General features: G+C 74.5%; 17 protein-coding genes and 1 tRNA gene. 9 read left to right on the forward strand and 9 right to left on the reverse strand.

Annotated elements, in window-relative coordinates; translation table 11 throughout:
- Nucleotides 1-33 precede the first annotated feature (33 nt).
- Entirely contained in the window at nucleotides 34-1,728 is a 1,695-nt protein-coding gene (locus tag ACI8AB_RS16850; protein WP_456951055.1) for an N-6 DNA methylase, read from the forward strand.
- Here ACI8AB_RS16850 and ACI8AB_RS16855 read toward each other — a convergent pair.
- Nucleotides 1,725-2,462 (reverse strand): hypothetical protein, encoded by a 738-nt coding sequence (locus tag ACI8AB_RS16855; protein WP_456951056.1) that lies wholly within the window; start codon nucleotides 2,460-2,462, stop codon nucleotides 1,725-1,727. The genes ACI8AB_RS16850 and ACI8AB_RS16855 overlap by 4 nt on opposite strands.
- Before the next feature lie 254 nt (nucleotides 2,463-2,716).
- On the opposite strand from ACI8AB_RS16855, the gene ACI8AB_RS16860 reads away from it, so the two are divergent.
- The 3 genes from ACI8AB_RS16860 to ACI8AB_RS16870 all read left to right on the forward strand — a co-directional run bounded on the left by ACI8AB_RS16860 (nucleotide 2,717) and on the right by ACI8AB_RS16870 (nucleotide 4,764).
- Nucleotides 2,717-3,703, forward strand: a complete 987-nt coding sequence (locus ACI8AB_RS16860) for an AAA family ATPase (RefSeq protein WP_456951057.1) — start codon at nucleotides 2,717-2,719, stop codon at nucleotides 3,701-3,703.
- Nucleotides 3,704-3,740: 37 nt separating this feature from the next.
- Complete coding sequence (locus tag ACI8AB_RS16865; protein ID WP_456951058.1) at nucleotides 3,741-4,271, forward strand: hypothetical protein; 531 nt, start codon at nucleotides 3,741-3,743, stop codon at nucleotides 4,269-4,271.
- Nucleotides 4,272-4,395: 124 nt separating this feature from the next.
- Nucleotides 4,396-4,764 (forward strand): hypothetical protein, encoded by a 369-nt coding sequence (locus tag ACI8AB_RS16870; protein WP_456951059.1) that lies wholly within the window; start codon nucleotides 4,396-4,398, stop codon nucleotides 4,762-4,764.
- Nucleotides 4,765-5,092: 328 nt separating this feature from the next.
- On the opposite strand, the gene ACI8AB_RS16875 is transcribed toward ACI8AB_RS16870, so the two are convergent.
- The 3 genes from ACI8AB_RS16875 to ACI8AB_RS16885 all read right to left on the reverse strand — a co-directional run bounded on the left by ACI8AB_RS16875 (nucleotide 5,093) and on the right by ACI8AB_RS16885 (nucleotide 10,365).
- Nucleotides 5,093-5,983 carry a hypothetical protein gene (locus ACI8AB_RS16875; RefSeq protein ID WP_456951060.1) on the reverse strand — a complete coding sequence of 297 codons (891 nt, stop codon included), beginning with the start codon at nucleotides 5,981-5,983 and terminating at the stop codon, nucleotides 5,093-5,095.
- 204 nt (nucleotides 5,984-6,187) lie between these two features.
- Nucleotides 6,188-8,818, reverse strand: coding sequence for a hypothetical protein (locus tag ACI8AB_RS16880; RefSeq protein WP_456951061.1), 2,631 nt, complete (start codon nucleotides 8,816-8,818; stop codon nucleotides 6,188-6,190).
- A complete protein-coding gene (locus tag ACI8AB_RS16885) occupies nucleotides 8,815-10,365 on the reverse strand; it encodes a hypothetical protein (protein WP_456951062.1) in 1,551 nt (516 codons plus the stop codon). Before ACI8AB_RS16885 ends, ACI8AB_RS16880 begins: the two co-directional genes overlap by 4 nt.
- A gap of 233 nt (nucleotides 10,366-10,598) precedes the next feature.
- Between ACI8AB_RS16885 and ACI8AB_RS16890 the strand changes: the two genes are divergently transcribed.
- Both ACI8AB_RS16890 and ACI8AB_RS16895 read left to right on the forward strand, forming a co-directional pair.
- On the forward strand, nucleotides 10,599-11,183 hold the full coding sequence (locus ACI8AB_RS16890) for a recombinase family protein (protein WP_456951063.1): 585 nt from the start codon (nucleotides 10,599-10,601) through the stop codon (nucleotides 11,181-11,183).
- Nucleotides 11,180-13,282 carry a recombinase family protein gene (locus ACI8AB_RS16895; protein ID WP_456951064.1) on the forward strand — a complete coding sequence of 701 codons (2,103 nt, stop codon included), beginning with the start codon at nucleotides 11,180-11,182 and terminating at the stop codon, nucleotides 13,280-13,282. The genes ACI8AB_RS16890 and ACI8AB_RS16895 overlap by 4 nt, the downstream gene beginning before the upstream one ends.
- Nucleotides 13,283-13,351: 69 nt before the next feature.
- Here the strand turns inward: ACI8AB_RS16895 and ACI8AB_RS16900 are convergent, their stop codons facing one another.
- The 4 genes from ACI8AB_RS16900 to ACI8AB_RS16915 all read right to left on the reverse strand — a co-directional run bounded on the left by ACI8AB_RS16900 (nucleotide 13,352) and on the right by ACI8AB_RS16915 (nucleotide 16,137).
- On the reverse strand, nucleotides 13,352-13,537 hold the full coding sequence (locus ACI8AB_RS16900; RefSeq protein ID WP_456951065.1) for a hypothetical protein: 186 nt from the start codon (nucleotides 13,535-13,537) through the stop codon (nucleotides 13,352-13,354).
- Nucleotides 13,538-13,952: 415 nt separating this feature from the next.
- Nucleotides 13,953-14,153, reverse strand: coding sequence for a hypothetical protein (locus ACI8AB_RS16905; protein WP_456951066.1), 201 nt, complete (start codon nucleotides 14,151-14,153; stop codon nucleotides 13,953-13,955).
- A 155-nt stretch (nucleotides 14,154-14,308) separates the two neighbouring features.
- Entirely contained in the window at nucleotides 14,309-15,883 is a 1,575-nt protein-coding gene (locus tag ACI8AB_RS16910; RefSeq protein WP_456951067.1) for a tyrosine-type recombinase/integrase, read from the reverse strand.
- Entirely contained in the window at nucleotides 15,880-16,137 is a 258-nt protein-coding gene (locus tag ACI8AB_RS16915; protein ID WP_456951068.1) for a helix-turn-helix transcriptional regulator, read from the reverse strand. Before ACI8AB_RS16915 ends, ACI8AB_RS16910 begins: the two co-directional genes overlap by 4 nt.
- 196 nt (nucleotides 16,138-16,333) lie before the next feature.
- Here ACI8AB_RS16915 and ACI8AB_RS16920 point away from each other — a divergent pair.
- From ACI8AB_RS16920 to ACI8AB_RS16930, 3 genes are all read left to right on the forward strand, one after another.
- A tRNA-Ser gene (locus ACI8AB_RS16920) sits at nucleotides 16,334-16,420 on the forward strand.
- Between the two features lie 92 nt (nucleotides 16,421-16,512).
- The gene (locus tag ACI8AB_RS16925) at nucleotides 16,513-19,116 is read left to right on the forward strand and encodes an EAL domain-containing protein (RefSeq protein WP_456951069.1); all 2,604 of its coding nucleotides are present in this window, start codon (nucleotides 16,513-16,515) and stop codon (nucleotides 19,114-19,116) included.
- Between the two features lie 102 nt (nucleotides 19,117-19,218).
- Nucleotides 19,219-20,259, forward strand: coding sequence for a GGDEF domain-containing protein (locus ACI8AB_RS16930; RefSeq protein WP_456951070.1), 1,041 nt, complete (start codon nucleotides 19,219-19,221; stop codon nucleotides 20,257-20,259).
- A gap of 7 nt (nucleotides 20,260-20,266) precedes the next feature.
- Here ACI8AB_RS16930 and ACI8AB_RS16935 read toward each other — a convergent pair whose 3' ends face one another.
- Nucleotides 20,267-21,376: an NAD(P)/FAD-dependent oxidoreductase gene (locus ACI8AB_RS16935; protein ID WP_456951071.1), complete on the reverse strand. Its 1,110-nt coding sequence runs from the start codon at nucleotides 21,374-21,376 to the stop codon at nucleotides 20,267-20,269.
- Between the last annotated feature and the right edge of the window lie 42 nt (nucleotides 21,377-21,418).

Raw genomic sequence — 21,418 nt, forward strand, 5'->3', positions numbered from 1 at the left:
GAGCTGTCGGACGGCCGTGATTCACTCGCGAGTGTGAGTGCCCCTTCCTCTGCCGACGTCGACACCAGCGCCGCGCGGAAGGCCCGAGGTGCGTTCTTCACCCCTCCCGAGCTGGCCGCCTTCGTCGCGGACTGGGCTATCGAGCGAGGTGACGAGCGTGTGCTGGAGCCGTCCTGCGGGGAGGCGTCGTTCCTCCTGGCGGCGGCCGAGGCGCTGACCGCCCGGCGCGGAGGACGCCTGCCAGATGCCGATCAACTGCACGGCGTGGAGTTGCATGCGGACTCGGCGCGCACCGCGGAGCGGCTGCTGGGGGAGGCGGGCTTCGCCGCGCAAGTGGACGTGGGCGACTTCCTCACGACCGAGCACGCGGCCCGCTATTCCGCTGGGCTCGGCAATCCGCCGTACGTCCGCTACCAGGAGTTCGCGAGGGACGCCCGGGCCGCCGGCCGGATGGTGGCGCTGGCCTCCGAGGTCGAACTGACGGCACTGGCCAGTTCCTGGGCGGCCTTCGTGGTCCGCACCACTCAGCTGCTCGAGCCCGGCGGCAAGCTGGGCCTGGTTCTGCCCGGAGAGCTCCTCACGGTCAACTACGCAGCCCCGGTCCGCAAGCACCTGCTCGACAGCTACGGCCGGGTGCGGCTGGTGGCCTTCGAGGAGCGGGTGTTCCCCGGCGTCAGCGAGGAGGTCGTGCTGCTGCTGGCCGAGGGCAAGGGTCACGGGCCCGCCCGACAGCTGGAGCTGCACCATGCCGTGAACGCCGAATACCTGAAGAGCGCCGATCAGCTGGAGTGGGTCGCCTCGCCGGTACCGGCGGACCGGTGGACCACGGCCCTCCTGGACACGGAAGTCCTCAGCACCTACGCGGCGGCCGCCGACGGTGACGGGTGGACCGAGCTGCTGGCCTGGGGCGACCCCACGCTGGGCATGGTGACCGGCAACAACAAGTGGTTCCTCCTGACGGAGTCTCAGCGGATCGAGCTGGGCCTTGAGGAGGGGCGTGACGTCCTGCGGTTCGCTCCACCCGGGTCGAAGCACCTGAAGGGCCTCACCTTCGCGCAGGACGACTGGCAGGCGCGCCGGGCGGCGGGAGCGCAGGTCTGGCTCTTCCGGCCCGGCGAGGCCCCGTCCGCAGCGGCTCGCGCCCGCATCCTGACCGGAGAGGCAGCCGAGGTGAACGACGCGTACAAGTGCCGCATCCGCAAGACGTGGTGGCAGACGCCGTTCGTCCCGGCGCCGCACTTGTTCATCACCTACATGAACCACCAGGCGCCGCGGCTGGTCTGGAACGAGGCCGATCTGCGCCACACCAACTCGGTCCACGGGCTGCGGCTGGCGCCGGGCATCGACGACGGCACCGGCGCGCTCCTTCCGCTAGCGGCCCTGAACAGTCTCACCTTGCTCGGGGCCGAACTGGTCGGCCGCGCCTACGGCGGTGGCCTGCTCAAGCTGGAGCCGAAGGAAGCCGACCGGCTCCCGGTGCCCACGCCGGCCGCCGTCCAGCGGATGCGGCCGGGCCTGGAGGCCGTCGCCGCGGCCGGCGCCGACGCCCGGCTGCGCGACGGCGACCTGTGGGGCGTGGTCGCGGACGTCGACGCCGTCGTGCTGGCAGACCTCGACCCCGGAGAGCGCGAGCTCCTCGCTCGCGGTCGGCGCGCGATGGCACGCCGCCGCGAGGCGAGGAGCGGCACCGGGCGGCGGTCGAAGGCCTCGATGTCCGGCGGCGCCTAGCCGACCCGGTCGACGCAGGCCCGCGCCAGCGTCTCCTTGAAGTGGCCCCAGCCGAGCTCGTCCCCGTCCGGGGGCTGGGGGTAGCCGCGTAGCCAGTGCGCGTCGCGGCTGGTCGGGTCCTCGTCGTTGTTGGCGACGACGACTGGGGTCCACAGCAGGTCCACGCCCTGGGGCCCGAGGCAGGCCGAGAGCGTGTCGATGGCGCGGGCCGCCTGCAGGCGGCCGTCGCCGTGGCTGCGCCACTGGTGGGCGGTGTAGCTGAAGTACTGGTCGGCCGCGTTGACGGGGCAGACGGCGAAGACGAAGGCGTCCGGGACGTGGTGGCGGGCGTCGTGGGCGTGACTGGTGAAGTCGGTTCGCCGGTTGCCGGCGTTCTTGCCGTGCTCGGTCATGATCGTTTTGTACTCGCCCGAGATGATCGGCGTGGTGGGCATCCCCAGGAGCATGCCGACGGTGTCGTCGAACCGCGCCCCCGGTCCAGGGGGACCGAGGACGAGGTCGACGTTGCGGGCCTTCCGGCCGGACTTGGCCCCGGCGAAGTAGCAGATCCGGTCCTCCGCGATGAGCCTCTTCATCCGGGGGTGGGCCGCGAGACCCTTGATGATCGTGTTCGTCGTCGCGATCTGGTGGCCGGTGCCCCGGCCGGTGTGCACGCCCCTCTTCAGGTAGTCGACGAAGTCCGGCGGGATGTCGCCGACCTCGTGGTAGTCGCGGCGCCCCGTGCTGTGGGTCATGCTGTCGCTCCTCGTGTGGTTCTCGACCAGACCTCGTGATCTTCTCAAGACGACCTCGACGCGTCAAGGACCCCGCTCACGGTCCTCACACCGTTCACGTGACAGCGCAACGTCAGGGAAGTGAGCGTCGTGAGCGTGTCCCGTTGGGCGCTGTCGGCCGGTTGATTGACGGCGCTGCGGTCGCCGGGACCGGTCTCCGCGGCCGCAACGGGCGGCCCGCCGCGTTAGGCGGTGCAACGCATCAGGAGATCACGATGTTGGAGTTCGACCCGGAGCTGGACTTCGAGCTGGAGACGGCCGCGGACCTCATGGCGGCGGACCTGCCGCCGGTGGACATGGTCGTCGGCGAGATCATCCCGGCCGGCCTGTTCCTCGTCGCGGGGGACCCGAAGGTGGGCAAGTCCATGCTGCTGCAGGACCTGGCTGTGTCGATCACACAGGGGCTGCCGGCCTGGGGCCACTACCCGGTCGAGCCGGGCGACGTGCTGTACCTGGGTCTGGAGGGGGGCAGGCGCTCGTTCCGCGACCGGATGATCTCAATGCACGAGGGCCGGCAGCCGTCCTCCGGGCTGACGATCGCGTACAGCAGCCCGCCCCTCGGCGGCGGACTCGAGGAGAAGACCGAGCGGTGGCTGCGCCGCGCCGACGACCCCCGCATGGTCGTCATCGACACCTACACCGCGGTGGCGCCCGAGACGCGCGGCGTCAACCGGCACCGTGAGGAGTACGCCACCCTCGCGCCGCTGGCGCAGCTGGCCACGCAGTGGCCGAAGACGCTGTTCGTCGCCGTCCACCACACCCGCAAGGGCGACGGGGGCGAGGACGTCATGCAGAAGATCAGCGGCAGCCAGGGGATGACCGCGGTGACCGACGGCAACGCGGTGCTCAGCCGCCACGTCGCCGCGGGCCAGGGCCTCCTCAGCATCCGGCCGCGCAACGCCGAGGAGTCCGAGTTCGTCGTCCAGCGCGACCCGGAGACACTGCGGTGGAGCGTCATCGGCACCGACGAGCGCAGCCAGCTGTCCGAGTCGCGGCAGCTCGTGCTCGCCTGGCTGGACGCGCACCCCGAGGGCGGCGGGCCGAAGACCATCGCCGAGGCCACCGGCCTGACCGACGACGCCGTGCGCCAGCTGCTGATGCAGATGAAGCGGCAGATGCAGGTCGCCTCACCCCGGCGTGGCCACTACGTGGCCGTCGCCGGTGTGGACCCGAAGGAGGCGCTGCCCTCGGACGTCCCCTGACACCGCCTCATTCGATGCGGCGCCACCCGACACCCGGGTGGCGCCGCTCGGCGTTGTGGAGGCGTCGTTCCCGGACGAGGTCCTGAGTCGAGTGCGCTCGGCCGCCGGTGGCGCACCGTGCCGGCGCCGCTGCGAGATCTTCGAGCGGTTCCTCGCCGGCGGGCAGCCGGCCGACTCGGAGGCTTCCATGCTCCTGGTTTCCCTCGGCGACGGCGCGGCCGTCGCCGCCTGCGATCCCCAGTGCCTGGCCGTCGCGGCCGGCTGCGTCGACATCCGCGACGTCGTCGCGGTCGACCCGCCCGCGGTGTGCAGTACCTGCTACAGCTGCGGTCTGACGGTCGAGGGACGGACCTGCCCTTGCAGGGCTCTCGGCGTCAGCTGCAGTGGATCGAGCTGGCTGCTGACGTCGCAGGCGGCCGAGTTCCTCGAGGTGCTGTACGAGATGTGCGGCCCGTACAGGCTCACCGACGACGAGTGGGCTGCCGTGACCGGCCTCGCGGAGGGGATCTGGGCTGGCGGCGTGGTCGCCGCGCTCTGGGTGCTCGGCGGGGGTGGACGCAGTGCCTGAGCCGCGGAGGTTGTGGGTCGAGGAGCAGCGCACAGGGTCCGCCACGAGGCGGATGTCAGCCCGCCCCCGCAGGACGGGCGGGGGACTGTCCTCTGCCGCTGCGGCCATGCCCACTGGAGGGCCTGTGTCGTCGAACTCCATCTTGTCCGCTGCGTCGCCGGTCACCGGACGCAGTGACGACCACCGGCGCCGCGACCTGCACCGGCTCGCGGCGACCTGGCGGGTCGCAGCGGCCCGCTACATCCGCGCAGAGGCCCATTCCGGGCCGGACGAGGGGACCTGGGTGTCCTCGATGCTCGGGGTCGAGGACGCCCTCGCCGCCCGGCACCCCGGCGCTTGGAGCGTGCTGGAAGGCGTCTTCCTCGACGCCCTTCTGACCTGGGCACACGACGGCGCCGTGGCCGACGCCAACTGCCTGACGTGCTTCAGGCTCAAGGACGGCCTCCCGCTGACGTCGCCGGTGCTCCCGGCGAGCTGGGCGGCACGGCCCTGACTTTCGGGACCGCGGGCGGCCCCGGGTGCGACACCCGGGGCCGCCCGGCCGCGTCATCGCGACGCGGTCGTCATCCGGCTGCGCGGACCGGCTTGGCGGCGAGGGCTGAGTGCCGGAGGCGATGCGGCCTCCTGACCATGACGGGGTGACCGCGGTGACCGACGAGGCTGGCCGCTCGGCCCGGGATGTCGAGCAGTCGCAGGTCGGTGAGCTCCGCGCGTCCGGTGCGGGCCCGCAGCGACTGACCGGCCACAAGCTGGGGCGACTTACGCCGGATGGCGGGACGCCCCGGCCGGCGCCGAGGTGCCGGCCCCCTGGAGGGCGGCCGCTACGGCCGCCGGGAGCGTCGGCGGGTGGGTCGCGGCCGCTGCACGCCGATGTCCCGCTGTCCCTGCCACTGCCGCAGCGCGTCGCGGCGTGCGACGCCCGGCAGGTAGAAGAGCGCCTCGCGCCGGCCGGAGGGCCCGCGCACGTAGGTGTGGTGCACCCGCACCGGGCCACGGGCGCCCCGCCGCTCCCTCGTCGTCAGGTCCCTCCGTGCGGTCTGCGTCGGCTGCCCGTGGTGGTCGATCGGGATCCCGCGGGCGGTCGCCTCCGCGACGACCTCGGCGGAGGTCATCGGGCGGGCGCAGGTGCGTACCAGGCGGACCAGCTGCTCGCGGATGCTTCCCGCGGACGGTCCGAACATGGGGATGGAACCGGTGCCACGGGGCAGCACCCTCCCGTTGAGGAAGTCGAGCAGCGTGGTGACCAGGTGCAGGGTGTAGGCCACCTGGTGACGCGGGAGTCGGCGGGCAACGGTGGGGCAGCTGGCGACAGAGTTCAGCATGACCCAGCGGTCGGCCGTGAAAAGATCCCGTATGAGCAGCGTCTCGGCAAGCACGGTGACGTCGGCCGACAGCGGACGGCGCTCCCGGCGGATGAGGATGGCCAGCCGCGGGTTGAGTCCGCGCATCGTGGCCCACTGCCGCAGCGAGACCCCGGCGCGGAGCCGCACCTGCAACTCGGCGGACATGCCGACATAGATGGCCCAGTTCGGAGGGTCGACGTTCCACGGGTCTTCGGGGTCCGCTGGGACGAGCCCGACCAGCAGGTACAGGCTGGCGTGGGTCGCCGCGGCCCTGAGCAGAGCCTCGTTGGCGGCACCCTTGAGCGGGACCACCGTGACCAGGACGCCCCCTGGCAGGCGGAAGGTCCTGGTGCGCTGACCGGAGTACACCCGGCTCCTCTCTCGGCCCACGCGAGGGCGGACCGGGCACGATCGGTGCGTAGGGTCCCGCCGGCTGGCGCGACCGACCAAGATCGTGAAGGAAGCCTCGGACAGCCCGGCAGATCGCGAGGATCGTCGCGGGTCCGTCCTGCGGTACGGCAGCCGCCGGGGAACGCCCGGGGTGGGGTTGAGGGGGCCCGGTCGCGGCGCCAGTCAGTCCGGAGGAGGACCGGACGGGCGCGCGGCCGCCAGTGGGGTGGACGCCCGCTCGCCGGCGATGAGCTCGTGGCTGCGCAGATGTGCGGCCAGGTCGTCGGGGATGGGTCCGTGCCACCGGCGCAAGGCGGTCGGGGGAGGGCTGGTGGTGTAGGCGCCGGGGCCGACGGGGAGCCGGTGCTGGCTGCCGCTGATCGGCGTCCCGGTCGGGGTGCTGCGCTGAAGGAGCAGCGTCTGGGACGACCAGGCGGCGTGAACCGTGCCGGCGGGCCCGGTCGCGAGGACGGCGATGGGGTGCAGGTGGGCGATGCGGCTGAGCAGCCGCATCGCGGTGGGGTACGGGCTGCGGGGCGCCTCGACCTGCAGCAGCCGTCGGACCGGCCGCTGGAGGCCGTCGTCCTGGCGGAGCATGCCCTCGAGTACGCGGTCCGCTGTGCTGGTGGTGAGCAGGTGTTCGGCGGCGTCCAGGATGGCGTCGACGGTGAGCAGGCGGCCGAGGCCGTTGGCGAGGTCGGCGGCGTAGTGGGCGACCCGGTCGGGATCGATGGCCTCTGGGGTCAGTCGCGCGCGCAGTCGGCGCCGCTCGTAGGCGGCGGCGGCCGAGTCGTCGGGGTCGTCCCAGTCGTCGACGACGCTGGCGAGCACGGCGAGGGCGACCAGGGTGGCCGCGGCGCACGCGGCCTGCACGTCGTCGTCGCCGGCGGGGGCGTCGAGGACGAGGTCGAGGACGTCGCCGACGGCGTCGGCCGCGCGCTCGCGGTCGGGCCAGCCGCCGGCGGCGGCGACGATGAGGGTCAGGTCGAGCAGCCCCAGCAGGGCCACCGGTCCCCAGTCGGCGGCCTGGGGGACGCGGCGCGCGATGGACCGGGCCAGGCGCGCGGCGGTGATGGGGTCGGCGAGCAGTGTGCTGACCGGGTCGGTGGCCTGCTGCAGGGGGTCGAGCAGCCCGGTGTCGACGTCGGGCTCGTCGTCGCCGAGCAGGCTCGCGTCGTCGTTCTCGTCGTACTCGGACACCGCGTCGCCGGGGTCGGTGGTAACGGCAGCGCTGTCGTCGGCGTCGGCGTCGGGATCGGCGGCATCGGCGGGCCGGCGTGCCGGGCCGAGGGCCTGGGCGACGAGGGCGGAGCCGACGGCCCGCTCGGCGGTACGGCGCCAGCGCAGCGTCCCGGTGACGGCCCTGCCGAGATCTGCGGGCAGCGCGGCCGGCCGGGCGGCGGCCAGGGCCAGCAGCGCCTCGAAGAGCCGCTCGGACAGGCGCCGGTCGGCGAGTACGCGGTCCAGGCCGGCGTCCTCCAGAGGGCTGCGCGGGCCGGGACGGGAGGTGACGGCGTCGGGATCGGTGGCCCGGACCGGCCCAAGCCGGGCGTGCCCCTCGGCCTCGACCCAGCACAGGGCGCCGGCGGCGAGGTCGGCGTCTGCGGTGAGCTGGTGGATCTGCCCGGTGTCGGCGGGATCGGCGACGAGAGGCCAGCGGCGACCGTCGCGGGTGCTGAGGGCCCACCCGGTGGACGGCCCGTCGGCGACCAGGGTAACGCGGACGAGTGGCCGGTCGAGCAGGACCCGCAGCAGGCGGGGTGTGGCGGTGTCGCGCTCGGAGGGGGGTGGTTCGTCGGTGAGCTGCTCCTGCACGGCGTCGGCATCGGTCAGCGGCTCACCCAGGTCGGGGGTGAGGTCCACGTCGGCGGCCAGGTCGCTGAGCAGTGCCAGCTCGCAGTTGCCGTGGGGCTGTGCGGTGCTGCGCAGCAGTGCGGCGGCGGTGACGTTCGCGCTGCCGGTGAGCGTGTGCCGGCCGTGGTCGTCGTTCCACTGGACGAGCTTGCCGTGGAAGTACCGCCCGTCGGCGTCGATGGGGCGGATCTCCGCGCCGGGACGGGCGGCCCAGGCGGCGAGGGTGGCGGCGTCGGCCTGGGCGTTCTCGGTGAGCGCGAGAGTCGCGGCCTGCGGGTCGAGGTGGCCGGTGAGCCGGTGCAAGGCCCGGGCGCGGGTGTCGAGGAAGGGGCTGGCCACGGTGAGGTGGGTGACGGGGCCGGTGGGCGCGGGGAGCTGGTCGATCAGCGGCGTGCGCAGGTTGTGTAGCAGGCGCGGCCCGGTCGTGGTGGCCGGGTGGGCGGTGAGGGCGGCGGCGACCGCGGCGAGCCGGTCGCGGCCGAAGTCGTCGATCCACAGCAGCGGGGGCAGGTCGGTCAGCCACCCGGCGAGGTCGTGGAAGGTGGTCGGCCAGTCGTCGGGGTCGGCGACGAGAATGGTCCACAGCTCCCCGTTGTGGTGCCAGCCGCTGGTGCTCGCGTTGCCGGAGCCCACGGCGACCAGGGTCCGGTCAGGACCGGTGACGACGAGCAGCTTGGGATGGAACTCGCCGTCGGAGCGGCAGCGGACGGGGACGTCGGTGTAGTGCACGCCGGCGTGCCGGACGGCGTCGGCGGACACCTGCTCGGCGGCGATGTCGCGGATGACGGTGACGCGGGCCCCGGCCGCGCGGGCCTCGGGCAGCCCAACCCGCTCGAAGAAGCGCAAGTCGGCGTTGTAGGTGACGACGAGGACCTCGTCGGCGGGCAGGATGACGCGGGACCGCAGCAGAGCCGGTGGGCCGCTGCCCGCGGTGAGGGCCTGCAGCGGCGGGCGGGTCATGTGGTCCACCGCTGCTGCGCCGGAGAACCCCACGTCAGGAGGTCACCGTTCTGGGTCAGGTAGCCCAGTTCCTGGAGCAGTTGCCGCAGCCGCTCAAGCCGCAGACCGGGTTCGGCGCTGCCTTCGGCGCCGGCGAGGAACAGGACCTCGCCGACGCGCCGCAGCCGGGTCGGGATCCGCAGCCGGCTGTTCTCCCACCGGATGCGCGCCTGGCTGATCTTCTCCGCCTGGCGCAGCAACAGGTCGGTGAGGTCACCGGCGAGCTGGGACAGCGGCATGTCGTGGCGATCGGCGAGCCACGTCCCGAAGACGGCGGGGGACAGCTCGCCGTGCTCCAGGAAGGGGCGACGGGCGGGGCCGTCGACCTCGGGCAGCCGGCGGGCGCCGAGCGCGAGGACCTGCAGGTAGTCCCAGGGGTCCCAGCTCTCGCTGCTCGGCCCGTCGGGGTGCAGAAGGTCGTTCTCCACGTCGAGCAGGCGGGCGCCGTCGCGATGCTGCGGCAGCCGTTGCAGCAGGTCGGCCACGGTGCAGTCCTCGCCGGCGCCGGCCACGAGCGCGTCCGCGAGAGCGCGGGCCAGCCCATCCTCGGAGCGCGGCTGCTGGGCGAGCTGGTCGGTGAGCCACCACCACATCCAGCGCCAGGCGGTGACGCTGGCGTTGCGCAGCAGCGCGCCTCGCCAGGCAAGGGCCCACTCGGCGAGCTGGTCGCCGAGGACGGCGGTCAGCTCATCGGCTGAGCGGTAGCAGAGGTCGGCCATCGCGGCGCCCGGCGCCGAACCGGCGGCCCGACCGTCGAGTGCGTGCATGAGAAGCCGGGCGCTGGCCGCGGTGCGCCGCCGCGCGGCTCGGATCGGTGGCGGGACGCCCCGGCCACCGGGGCCGTGCTCGGCGTCGAGCAGCAGCCGGTCGAGCACACGGAACTCCGGGCCGTGCCGAACCTGGCACAGGCACGCGTCGGGAAGGAGCCCGTCGATGGCGGCCACGTCGAGGCGGTCCTGGTCGGCCGCGTCAAGCAAGGAGGTGACCCCGGGCAGCTCGGACAGCGGTAGCGGCACCGGCCCCGGCAGCACCGTGCCGTTGCGGGGGTCGAGCAGCCCGGCTTCGATCTCGGCGCCGCGGTAGGCGGCGAAGAAGCCGTTGCGCGCGCGGGAGTAGCTGTCCAGCAGCGCACCCACGTCCACGAGTCCCGCGGCCACGGCCGGCTCGACGGCCCGCGCGCCGTGCGCGTCCCGGTAGGGAACCGCGGTGACGTGATCCTTCGAGGTGGCATGACGCACCGCGACGGCCGCCTGCACGATCTCGGCACGCCGGATCTTCATCCGGGTGGCCTCGATGCCGGCTGCGTCCCCGGCGCGGGCCGGAGCAGTGGCCGCGATCGCCGCGTGCAGCAGGTAGTACCGCGCGTGCGCGGTACCGCTGTTGACCAGGGGCACAAGCCGGGCGGCGTTGGTGAGGGTGGCCGTCTCGACGCCGAGTGGGAACCGTCCGGCGTCGATCAACGGCTCGGCATCGGTGGACCAGGCCGGTCCGAGGACGAGAAGCGCCACCGCGTCAGGCTTGCCGTCGACCCGAGTCCTCGCCACTGGGGGCGGCGCCGGTGCCCTGCGAGGGGCGAGGCGGAAGTCGTGCTGACTCTACGTTTGCGCAGGTCAGGCCGCAACTGCACGTGGGGAAATGCCAACTGGTGTGTCCTCCGCCGCAGATCTGTGCTCGGTGATTGCCGTCCGCGGTCTGGCGCGCACGGTGCCCCCCGTTCCGGCACCGAGCGAAGGAGACTGCCATGTCGAAGATCACCGCGGCGAAGCCGCACCACATCGTGCTGTACGCCCGCGTCGCCCGCGAGGACCCCGCGGCCCTCGACCGGCAGGTCGCCTCGATGCGGCAGACCGCCCACGAGCACGGGTGGACCGAGGTCCAGGTCGTCGCGGAGTCCCGGTCGTGGGGGATCAGCGCCCGGGCGCTGAGCACCGTCTGCTCGGCGGACATCGTCGTGGTCACCGGCATGGACCGTCTGGCCCGGCGGCTGGCCCGGCTGGTGGAGGTCCAGGAGGTGCTCGCAACCCACGGGGTCCGGGTGGCGACGCCCGGGCACGTGGAGAGCGAGGCCCAGGCGAGGTTCCAGCTCGCGCTGCTGCGGATGCGGGCGGACGTCGGTCAGGTCCAGCGGCGAACGGTGCCGCCGGTCCAGACGCTGCCGGTGTGTCGGCTGTCCGCGGACCAGGAGGATGTCGCTGCGGCGTCCTCGCAGGACGTGCTGGTCAACCGGATGCTGGACGTTCACCGGCAGCACGAGCGCGCCGAGCACGCCCGCCGGACCCGGGCCGGCATGGCGGCGGCGAAGCTCCGTCGGGAGGCCCGGCGGTGAGCACGTTCACCCAGATCGCCGCGGAGCGCACGATGACCGGGTACGTGCCGCTGATCGAGCTGGCCCGGTTCCTCGGCCGACCGGTGCGGATCGCGCTGCTGGAGCGGCGCAGCCGGCACGACGAGGACACCAAGAGCATGGAGGTCCAGCACAACGCCCACCGGCAGTACCTGGGTGGGCTGCCGCCGGGCAGCTACGTCTGCGACCTGCGGCTGGCCGAGGACGGCGGCGACGTCTACCGGCAGGTGGTGTCGGCCTGGCGCGGGGACGGGAAGCACAAACTGCTGCGCCGGATCCTGGCCGACCTGTCGAAGTACGACGTCGTGCTGGTTCACCGTATGGACCGGTTCGGCCGCAACCTGGAGGCCATCCTCGTCGCCCTGCGCGAGATGCGGGAGGCAGGGGTCCGGTTGTACTGCGTTGGGCAGAACCTGGACACCGCCGACCCGACCCAGCAGCTCAGCACCCACCTGTTCGCGATGCTGGCCCAGCAGTCCTCGGACCTGTCCAGCGCACGCATCCGGGAGAACAAGGCGCTGGCGAAGGAGCGCGGCGGCTGGCGCGGCGGCGCGATCACCTACGGCTTCCGCAAGGCGATGACCACCTCCGCGGACGGCAAGAGGGTGCCGGTGCTGGACGCGCACGGCTACAAGACCCTCGAGCTCGACCCGGCCGAGGTGGCGCACCTGCGGGCCGCCATCGACAAGATCGTCGACTTGGGCTGGTCGGTCGCGGCGGTGGTCCGCTGGCTCAACGAGCAGCAGGTGCCCTCGCCGCGGGGGTCGCGCCGGCTGCCGGACGGCTCGGTCGAGCCGATCGCGTGGACGGTCACCGGGCTCAAGCGCATCCTGCTCAACCCGATGCTGCAGGGCTTCGATGTGGTCGGCGTCGGCAAGGAGCGGTTCCGCATCCTGGAGGTCGACGGCCGGCGGCACCGGCCGCACCCACCGGTCGTCACCGACGACCGGTGGCACCGGCTGCAGACCTGCCTGGCTGGTCCCCGAGGGGGTCGCCGCCCGGCGACGGAGGCGCTGCTGGCCGGACTGGTCGTCTGCCGTGCGCACCGCGTCGACGCCGAGCCGTGCGGCCGGCGGATGTACGGACCGGGCGTGGTCACCTCGAACTCGGCCTCCTACGCCTGCCGGACCAGCAACAACCTGGCCGAGGCCGACCCGCGGCGGTGCGCGGGCAACGCGATCAGCGCCCGGTGGCTGCACCGGCTCGTCGAGCTGACCGTGCTCGGCATCGCGGCCGACCCGCGCTGGCAGGAGGCGCTGCGGGAGGCATACGGGCGCGCCCGCGCGGCGGCGTCGGCGGACGCAACCGATGTCGGGGCACTGCTGGCCGAGCTGCAGCGGCAGATGTCCGACCTGCGCCAGGAGATGCGCGCCGCGCGCTCGGCGGCTCTGCGTGCGGACATCGGCCGGGACGTCAAGGCGCTGGACGCCCAGATCGCCGAGCTGGAGCAACTGCGGGAGGTCCCGGCAACGGTCGCCGAGGTGGACGTCGACTTCGTCGACCGGTGGGAGGCGATGCCCCAGTCGGAGCGGCGCGCGCTGATCGGCGACCTGGTCGAGCGGATCGAGATCGCCCCGGCCACCGGCCGGGGGCGCGGGTTCGACCCGTCCCGGGTCCGGCTGCACCTGCGCCACGTCGGCGTTCTGCACGTCACCGAGCCGATCGACCTCACCGCTGCGGCGGCGCGGGCGTGCCGGGAGTGCGGCAGCTCGTTCCCCACCCCGGCCGCGCTGGGAGTGCACCGTCGGCACCGGCACGGCGTCGTCGGGTCCACCTCCCGGCGCCCCGCGCAGCAGGTCACCGTCTACACCTGCCCGGAGTCCGGCTGCGACAGGCGCACCACCAGCGCCGGCGGGCTGAAGCGGCACGTCGCCACCGCCCACGGCCGGCCCGGGACCCAGGTCTGCGCGTACGGCTGCCCGAAGGTGTTCGGGTCCTCGTTGGACCTGGCAGCGCACGTGCGTCAGGTGCACGAGCGAGTCGCCGAAGCAGCGCCCGTGGCGTGCCCGGACTGCGGGCGGCTGCTGCGCGGCGAGCACGGTCTGCGGGTCCATCAGGGACGCGCGCACCGGGCCGCCTGACACCACGGCCCACCGCAGAAGGCCCCCACCGCATGGTCGGGGCCTTCTGCGGTGGGCCGACGAGGCGACCTACTTGCGCGACCGCTCGCGTTCCAACTCCGCCACCCGGGCCTTCAGGAACTTGATGTCCCGGTCGTGCTGGCCGAGGACCGCAGCCACCTGCTCGTGTCCCTCGGTGAGCGCAGCGACGGCCTCGTTCGTGCGGCGGATCTTCTGCCCGTGGCTGCGGTTGACGTGCTCCTGACCTCTGGTCACAGGGGGTCCTCTCTGGCGGACTGCGATTAGGCTCACAGCCGCCCGGTGGGGCGGCGGGCGGTGATCGTAACGACAGACTCCCGGCCCCACCAGGGAGAACAGCGCGCACGGTCGCCGAGGTGGCCCGCTCCGCGACCTGCACGCGTCGCCCGCCGGACTGCGGGCGGCTGCTACCCGGCGAGCAAGCCCTGCGGGTCGTCGGGGACGCGCGCACCGGGCAGCCTGACGCCACGGCCCGCCGCAGAAGGCCCCGTCCGCATGGACGGGGCCTTCTGCCTGCCTGCCCCGCGCCCACCGTGTCGGTTGACGGAGGGAGCCGCGATGGCGGAGCAGGTGGAGGACGGGCTGGCGCCGGCGGTGCTGCGTGAGCTGGAGCGGTTGTTCGCGCCGCTGACCGCGGGGGCCGCCGGTGCAGTCAGCGACCAAGCGGCTGAGCTCCCGGAGGCGTACCCGCCAGTTCGGTGACCGGTGTCTGGCCGCCGGTCGGCTCATCGAGTGCCGCGAGCCGGGTGCCGACCGCGCCGGCGCCGCGCTGCACCGGCAGACGGCGCAGCGCGGCGAAGACGGCCGCGGTGAGCGGGTCGCGGTCATGGGGATTCGTGGTCAGCGCGGTCATGGCCGGACGGTGCCTGTGGGCGCCGCGGCAGCAGTCGGCTCATGACCGTCACAACCCTCACAGCCCCATCGACGCGGCGTCGCCGCCCAGCGCGGGCCACCACCTGCGCCGGTCAGCGAGGTGCGGCTGTAGTACCGAGTAGCCAGTGCTGCCCCTCAGCCGGCCAGCTTCCGGGCAGCGGCCCGGTGCTTCGCCCGGTAGTCGTCCATCCGCTCGTTGCCGATGGCCCGGTCGGCGTCGATGACGGACGCGTACACCTTGAGCAGGACCGGCACGTCGTGCCCCATACGGTCCGCGACGTCCTTGACGGGGACGCCGGCGTTCAGCGCGTGGCTGGCGGCGGTGTGCCGGCAGAGGTACGCGGTCAGGGTCCGCAGCGCGTGCGTCTTCTTCGGCACGTAGAACGGGCCAGCGGGGTCGGCGAACGTGGCCTCGCGCGCCGCGGTGACCACACGGCCCATGAGCGAGGGGTTGACCGGGCCACCGCGGGTCGCGCTGAAGAGGCGCCCGTCCTCACCGACGCCGTGCTTGACCAGGTGTGCCCGCAGGTCCGCGACAGTCTCCGGGCTGAGAGGCACCACGCGCGTCTCGGGCTTGTCGGTGTGGTCGGACCACTTCAGCGGGTTCTCGTCGTAGGCCGTCTCCTCCTCCGACCACTTCCCCCCGGTCGCGACGACGGCGTGCTCCAGCTCGACCTCGCCCCAGCCGTCGCGCGGCAGAGTCAGCCAGGAGTCGCGGACCGCGACTGCCTCGGAGGGGCGGAGCCCCTCGCGCACCATCAGCGCCACCAGGGCCAGGTAGGGGTCCTCGACGGCAGCGAGGAACGCCTCGGCCATCACGGGGTCCATCACGACGTTGCGGTCGATGGTGCGCACCCGCGCCGAGGCGTAGTTGCGCAGGCTGAGCCGGTCCATCGGGTTGGCGTCGAGCAGCCCGGCGACCACGGCGTCCTCCAGCGCCTTGTGGAGGACGTTCCGCATCCGGTTGCGGGTCGTCCCCGCCGTGGGACCGCCGTCGAGCTTGAACTTGTACGCCGTGAGCACCGCGTCCGCGTCGGTAGGCGTGGTGCTCGCCACCGTCCGGGAGTGCTCGCGGAGCCACCGTCCGGCCGCCAGCACCTCGGCCCGCGGCAGGAAGACGCCCCGACGGGCGAACACCTGCTCGGCGAGCGCAGCCAGCCGCTCCTCGCGCGCCCTGGCGCGCTCGGCCGTCTTCGCTGACGGCGGCAGCGCCGGGTCGACGCGCACCGCCTGCAGCTCCACCTCGAGGTACGCCTTGAGCGCGTCCCGGCCGGGGTGGTCGGGCGTGTCGTCCACCAGGGTCCACACCGCCACCTTGAGCGCTTCGTTCCGCGACTTCTTCGTCTTCGCCTTGCTGCCCTCCTGGGCCATCTCGTCGATGTGGCGGCAGGCGTACTCCAGCCACGTCTCGGAGCGCGCGGTGGTCCCCGGTGAGGGGGCCTGCACCGGGGCCGGTGCACCCCAGCCGGCCGGAGCGAAGCTGCCAGCATCGAAGTCCTCGCCGTTGACGACGGCGGCCGTCAGCCGGTTGAAGTAGCCCTTCGCAGCGGTCTTGGTGGGGAACGACTCCTTGCGCTCACCCTGCTGACCGGTGATGCGGACGATGACCTTCTCCGGGTTGGAGTCGGCCGGCACCGTGCGCCGGTACAGCTTGACCCGGCCGCAGGGGACGAGGACGCCGGTCGGCGACCAGTCCCGCCGGCGGCTCACGCGGCCACCGCCGCGCCGCCGTCGAAGTACGGGTCCTCGCCGGGCAGGTTCGCCAGCCAGGCGTCGTACCAGTCACCGCGGATGCGCCAGGTGCGGTTCGGCAGCTGCTTCATCCGCGGGCCGACGCCGCGCTTCCGCCACTTGTCGAACGTGCCGCGGTCGATGCCGAGGTCCGCGAGGACGTCGACGATGGTCAGCCACACGAGGTGGCGGGGCCTGTGGAGGGGCGTCAGGGCGCCCTTGCTGTTGCTCATGCGGCGCACCGTGTGGACGCCGTCGCACGTGTCAGTCGGATCCGGCCGGATCCCCCACCAAGTGGTGAACAGCACACGGGCAGTGGCGAACAGTGGCGCATCGTCTCCGGCCCGTGGCTGTCCCGTGGCTGGCGCGGGTAGCGTCAACACCCCAAGCTCCCGTCCCGCGGACGTGTCCGCAGGTCAGGAGCTCGGGGGAGGGCTCGCCTAGTGGCCGATGGCGGCGGTCTTGAAAACCGCTATGGGGTCAAACCCATCGTGGGTTCGAATCCCACGCCCTCCGCTCGCGCGCACCGACCGGGTGCTGCGCGCCCCTCCCGTCCCTTAGCCTGCCCCTCCGCACGAGATCCGAGTCGGACCGGTCCGGGGAGTGGCATGAGCGGAGGCGTGGCGCCGGAGGACCCCGCGCCCGAGGACCCCGCGCCCGAGGACCCCGCGCCCGAGGACCCCACGCCCGAGGACCCCGCGCCCGAGGACCCGGTCCTCGCGCGGGCCCGCAGCCGGCGCTGGCTCGCCGAGGCGCAGCGGCTGGCCGCGATGGGCAGCTGGGAGTGGGACGTCCGCACCGGCGCGGTGACCTTCAGCGACGAGCTGTTCGCCGTCTACCGGCTCGACCCCGCCGTGGTGACGCCGACCTTCGAGCTCTGCATGCAGATGGTGCACCCCGACGACCGGGGCCGCGCCGAGCAGGCCATCCTCTCCGCGCTCGGCGCGGGCGGGGTGTTCGACTTCGACCACCGGGTCGTCTGCGGCGACGGCGCGCTCATCTGGGTGCGCGCCCGCGGGTCGGTCACCCGGGACGAGGCGGGCGACGCCGTGCTCCTGGTCGGCACGGCGCAGGACATCAGCGAGCGGGTGGCGATCGAGGCGCGCCTGCAGGAGAGCGAGCGGCGGCTGCTGGAGGCGCAGCGGGTGGCGCGGCTGGGCCGGTGGGACTGGGACGTCGTCACCGACACGGTGACCTGGTCCGACGAGATGTACCGCATCTTCGGCGTGCCGCCGGACGCGCTGGTGCCCACCGTCGAGGGCTACCTGGCGCGGGTGCACCCCGAGGACCGGGCCGAGCTGGTGCGGCTGCTCGCCGACGTCCGCGCCGGCCGGGAGGAGTACGGCCTCGAGCACCGGGTGCTGCGCGCCGACGGCAGCACCGGCTGGGTGGCCTGCCGCGCCGCCGTCGAGCGGGACGCACACGGCGCGGAGGTGCGCGTCCACGGCACCGCTACCGACGTCACCGAGCGCAAGGCGGCCGAGCTGGCGGCCGCCCGGGCCGCCGCGGAGCTGGCCGCGCAGGCCGAGCAGCTGCGCCGGCTGGCCTTCACCGACCCGCTCACCGGGCTGGCCAACCGGGCGCTGTTCGCCGACCGGCTGGCCCACGCCCTCGAGGCGCGCTCGCCCGCCGGCGTGAGCGTGCTGCTGATCGACCTCGACGACTTCAAGGACGTCAACGACGTGCTGGGCCACCAGGCCGGCGACCGGCTGCTGGTCGAGGTCGCCGAGCGGCTCACGCGGTGCGTCCGGCCCGAGGACACGGTCGCCCGCCTCGGCGGGGACGAGTTCGCCGTCGTCCTGGCCGAGGCCGACCACGGCGAGCAGGTGGCCCGGCGCATCAGCGCCGCCCTCGACGCCCCGGTCCGGTTCGGCGACCGGCAGCTGGTGCCCAGCGGCAGCATCGGCCTGGCCCGCAGCGCCGGGGGCGAGCACGTCCCCGCCGAGGTGCTGCTGCAGCAGGCCGACATCGCGATGTACGCCGCCAAGCAGGCCGGCAAGGGGCGGCACGCGGTCTTCGACCCGACCATGTCGACGGCGGTCCTCGCCCGCGCCGACGTCGAGACCGGCCTCCGGCAGGCGCTCGAGGACGACGGGTTCGTCGTCCACCTGCAGCCGCTGGTCGACGTCCGCACCCGCGCGGCCACCCGGGTCGAGGCGCTGGTGCGCTGGCCGCGCCCCGGCGGCCTGGCGCTGCCGGCGGAGTTCCTGCCCGTCGCCGAGCGCAGCGGGCTCGTGCGCGCGCTCGGCCAGCAGGTGCTGCGCACCGCGTGCCTGCGGCTGTCCGGCTGGCTGGCGGCGGACCGGCGCCGGTCGGTGTCGGTCAACGTCTCGCCGGTGCAGCTGCGGGAGCCGGACTTCGCGACGGCGGTCCTCGGCGTCCTGGCCGGCACCGGCGTGCGCCCCGGGCAGCTGCTGCTCGAGGTGACCGAGACCGTGTTCCTCGAGGCCGGGCCCCGGGTGGTCGGCCAGCTCGACGAGCTGCGGGCGGCGGGCATCCGGGTGGCCATCGACGACTTCGGGACCGGCTACTCCTCCCTGGGCCGGCTGCAGGCCCTGCCCGTCGACGGCATCAAGATCGACCGCTCGTTCGTGCAGCAGATCGGCGACGGCGCCGACGACCAGCCGATCCTCACGGCCATGGTCACGCTCGCGCACTGCCTGGGCCTGGAGGTCACCGCCGAGGGCGTGGAGACCGGCGTGCAGGCGGCCCGGCTGGTCGAGCTCGGCGTGGACCACCTGCAGGGCCACCACCTCGCCCGTCCGGTGCCGCCCGAGGACCTGGCCGGCGCGGTCGCCGCCGCCGGCGCCGTCCTGCAGGCCGCCGGGGACCGGTCCGCGGGGCGGGGCCGGGAGCCCGTCGTGCTGCTCGCCGCGCCCGACGACGCCCGCAGCCGGGCGCTGCGCGGCGTCCTGCTGCGCGACGGCCTCCCCGTCGTCGTGCCGGGGGCGGCCGCGCCGGAGGCCGACGCCGTCCTGCTCGTGACCGGCCGGGGCCGGGACGCCGTCGACCGGGTGGCGGAGCTGGGCGCCGTGCCGGGGACCGCCGTCCTCGTGCTCTGCGACGACGCCGACCGGGCCACCCGGGCGCGGCTGCTCACGGCCGGCGCCGACGACGTCCTCGTCGACCCCGACTGCTGCCCGCCCGGCCTGGCCGACCGGCTCCGGGCGGTGGTGCGGACGGCGGCCGCCGAGGCGCACCGGCGCGACTGACCCCGCGGAGGTGCCCGGCGCGTCCCGCGGCCCCGCCGGGTTCCTCTCACCCCTGTGGGTGGGTCGGCTCATCCCGGGGGCCGTTGCTGCCGAAGAGCGGGTGTGGCCATCCACCGGGGACTGAGAGCCCGGCAGCCGCGCGCTGCCGCCCGCTCGCTGGTCCTCGTGCTGGGCATCTCCGCGGGCGCCCTCGCCGCGGTCAACGGTTTCGGTGCGAACGCCGCCTCGCCGCTGACCCTGGCGGCGTGCTGGATCGTCGTCGCCGTCCTCGTCGCGAGCGCCGTCGTGTGCCGTCGTCTCGCGCCCGAGCGGCTCGACCGCTGTGGCGTGTTCCCCCTGCTCGCGGTGACCGGGGTCCTGCTGGTCGCGGGGCTGAACCTCGTGACCGAGGACCCGTCGGCCGGCGCCCAGGCCTTCCTCGCGTTCCCGGTGCTGTGGGCGGCCGCCCACCTCCGCCGGGCGGCCGTCACGCTGGTCACGGCCCTGGCCGTGGCGGCGAACGCCACCGTGCTGCTGCACCTGGTGCCGGTCGAGAACGCGGTCAGCGACGCCCTCCTCCTCGGCACCGTGCTCGCCGTGGTCGCCGTGATGCTGGAACGGGCCGGTGCGGTGCAGGAGCGGCTGGTCGAGGCCCTGGAGCAGCAGGCCACCGTGGACACCCTCACCGGCCTGGTCAACCGCCGGGTCTTCGACGATGCGCTCGCCGTCGCGCTCACCGGCCCGGCCGGCGCCGACGGCACCGCCCTGCTGCTGCTCGACGTCGACTCGTTCAAGCAGATCAACGACCAGCACGGCCACCCCGTCGGCGACGACGCGCTGGTCCACCTCGCCGGGATCATCCGGCGGCAGATCCGCGCCGGCGACGCCGTCCTGTCCCGGCTCGGCGGCGACGAGCTCGCCGTCCTGCTGCCCGGGTGCACCGCCGAGGTCGCCGTCGCCCGCGCCGAGTCGGTGCTCGGGACGGTGCTGTCCACGCCGCTCGCGCTCCCCGACGGCAGCCTGCTGGCGATGTCGGTGAGCGTCGGGGTGGCGCACGCCCGCGGCGCCGCGGTCGGGATGCGCGAGTTCTACGCCGCCGCCGACCGGGCCCTGTACCGCGCCAAGCGCGCCGGTCGCGGCCGCGTCGAGGTCGCCCCCGCGTAGCGGCGGCTCAGCGCAGGTGCCGGGCCGCGGCCGCCAGCGTGCGGGCGGTGAGCCGGCCGTCGGCCAGGCCCAGCGCCACGACGTCGTCGAACACCCGCTGGTCGCCCGCCGCCGCGCGGAACGCCGCGTCCATCACCCGGGGCCACCGGCTGACCCACGACGCCGCCGACGCCGACCGGTGGTGCGCGCCCAGCCGCCGCCGCAGCGCCCTCCGGTGCACCGCGCCCGCGGCCGCCCCCGCCGACGCGGCCGCCCCGGCCAGCGCCCCGGACAGCACCGCGTAGAAGATCCCCTCGCCGGTCATCGGGTTGACCAGCGACGCCGCGTCGCCGGCCAGCAGCACCCGCCCGTCGGGCTGCCGCGGCCGGCCGGTGGACAGCGGCAGCCGGTGCGCCCGCAGCCCCTCGGGCTCGACCCCGGGCAGCAGCCGGTGCAGCCCCTCCACCAGCGCCGCCCGGGTGGCCCCGCCGGAGACCAGCTCGCCGTAGCCGACGTTGGCCCGCCCGTCGCCGAGCGGGAACGACCACGCGTAGGCAGGCCAGCGCTGCTCGGTGGTCACCAGCACCTGGGTGCCGCCCTGGCCGGGCAGCTCGGGCGCGTAGCCGCGCAGCGCCACCGCCATCCGGTCGTCGGGGTTCCGCGGCAGGCCCAGCGCCCGCCGCACGACGGACTCCGCGCCGTCGGCCCCGACCAGCACCCCGGCGGTGAGCACCCCGTCGACGTCGACGCCGTCCGGTCCCGGCGCGACCCGGCGGACGGCGTGCCGCCGGAACACCGCCCCCGCGTCGAGGGCCGCGGCGAGCACGCGGGCGTCGAACACCGCGCGCGGCACCACCGACGACGGCCGGTGCGTGGCCCGCTCCGCCGCCGCTCCGCCGGGCGAGCGCAGGGACAGCCGCGGCGCGGGCGCGTAGCCGGCGGTCAGCGCGGCGGCGCCGGCGCCCAGCCCGGCGAGCACGTCGAGTGCCTCGGGGGCGATGCCGTCGCCGCAGACCTTGTCGCGCGGGAAGTCGGCCCGGTCGAGGACGAGCACCGAGGCGCCGTCGCGCCGCGCGGCCAGCGCCGCCGCCGCGCCCGCCGGGCCGCCCCCGACCACGACGACGTCCCAGCGCTCCACGGGGGCGACGCTAGGCAGCGCCGCGGCCGGCGGCCAGCCGGG

Source organism: Geodermatophilus sp. SYSU D00698, from assembly GCF_054050335.1.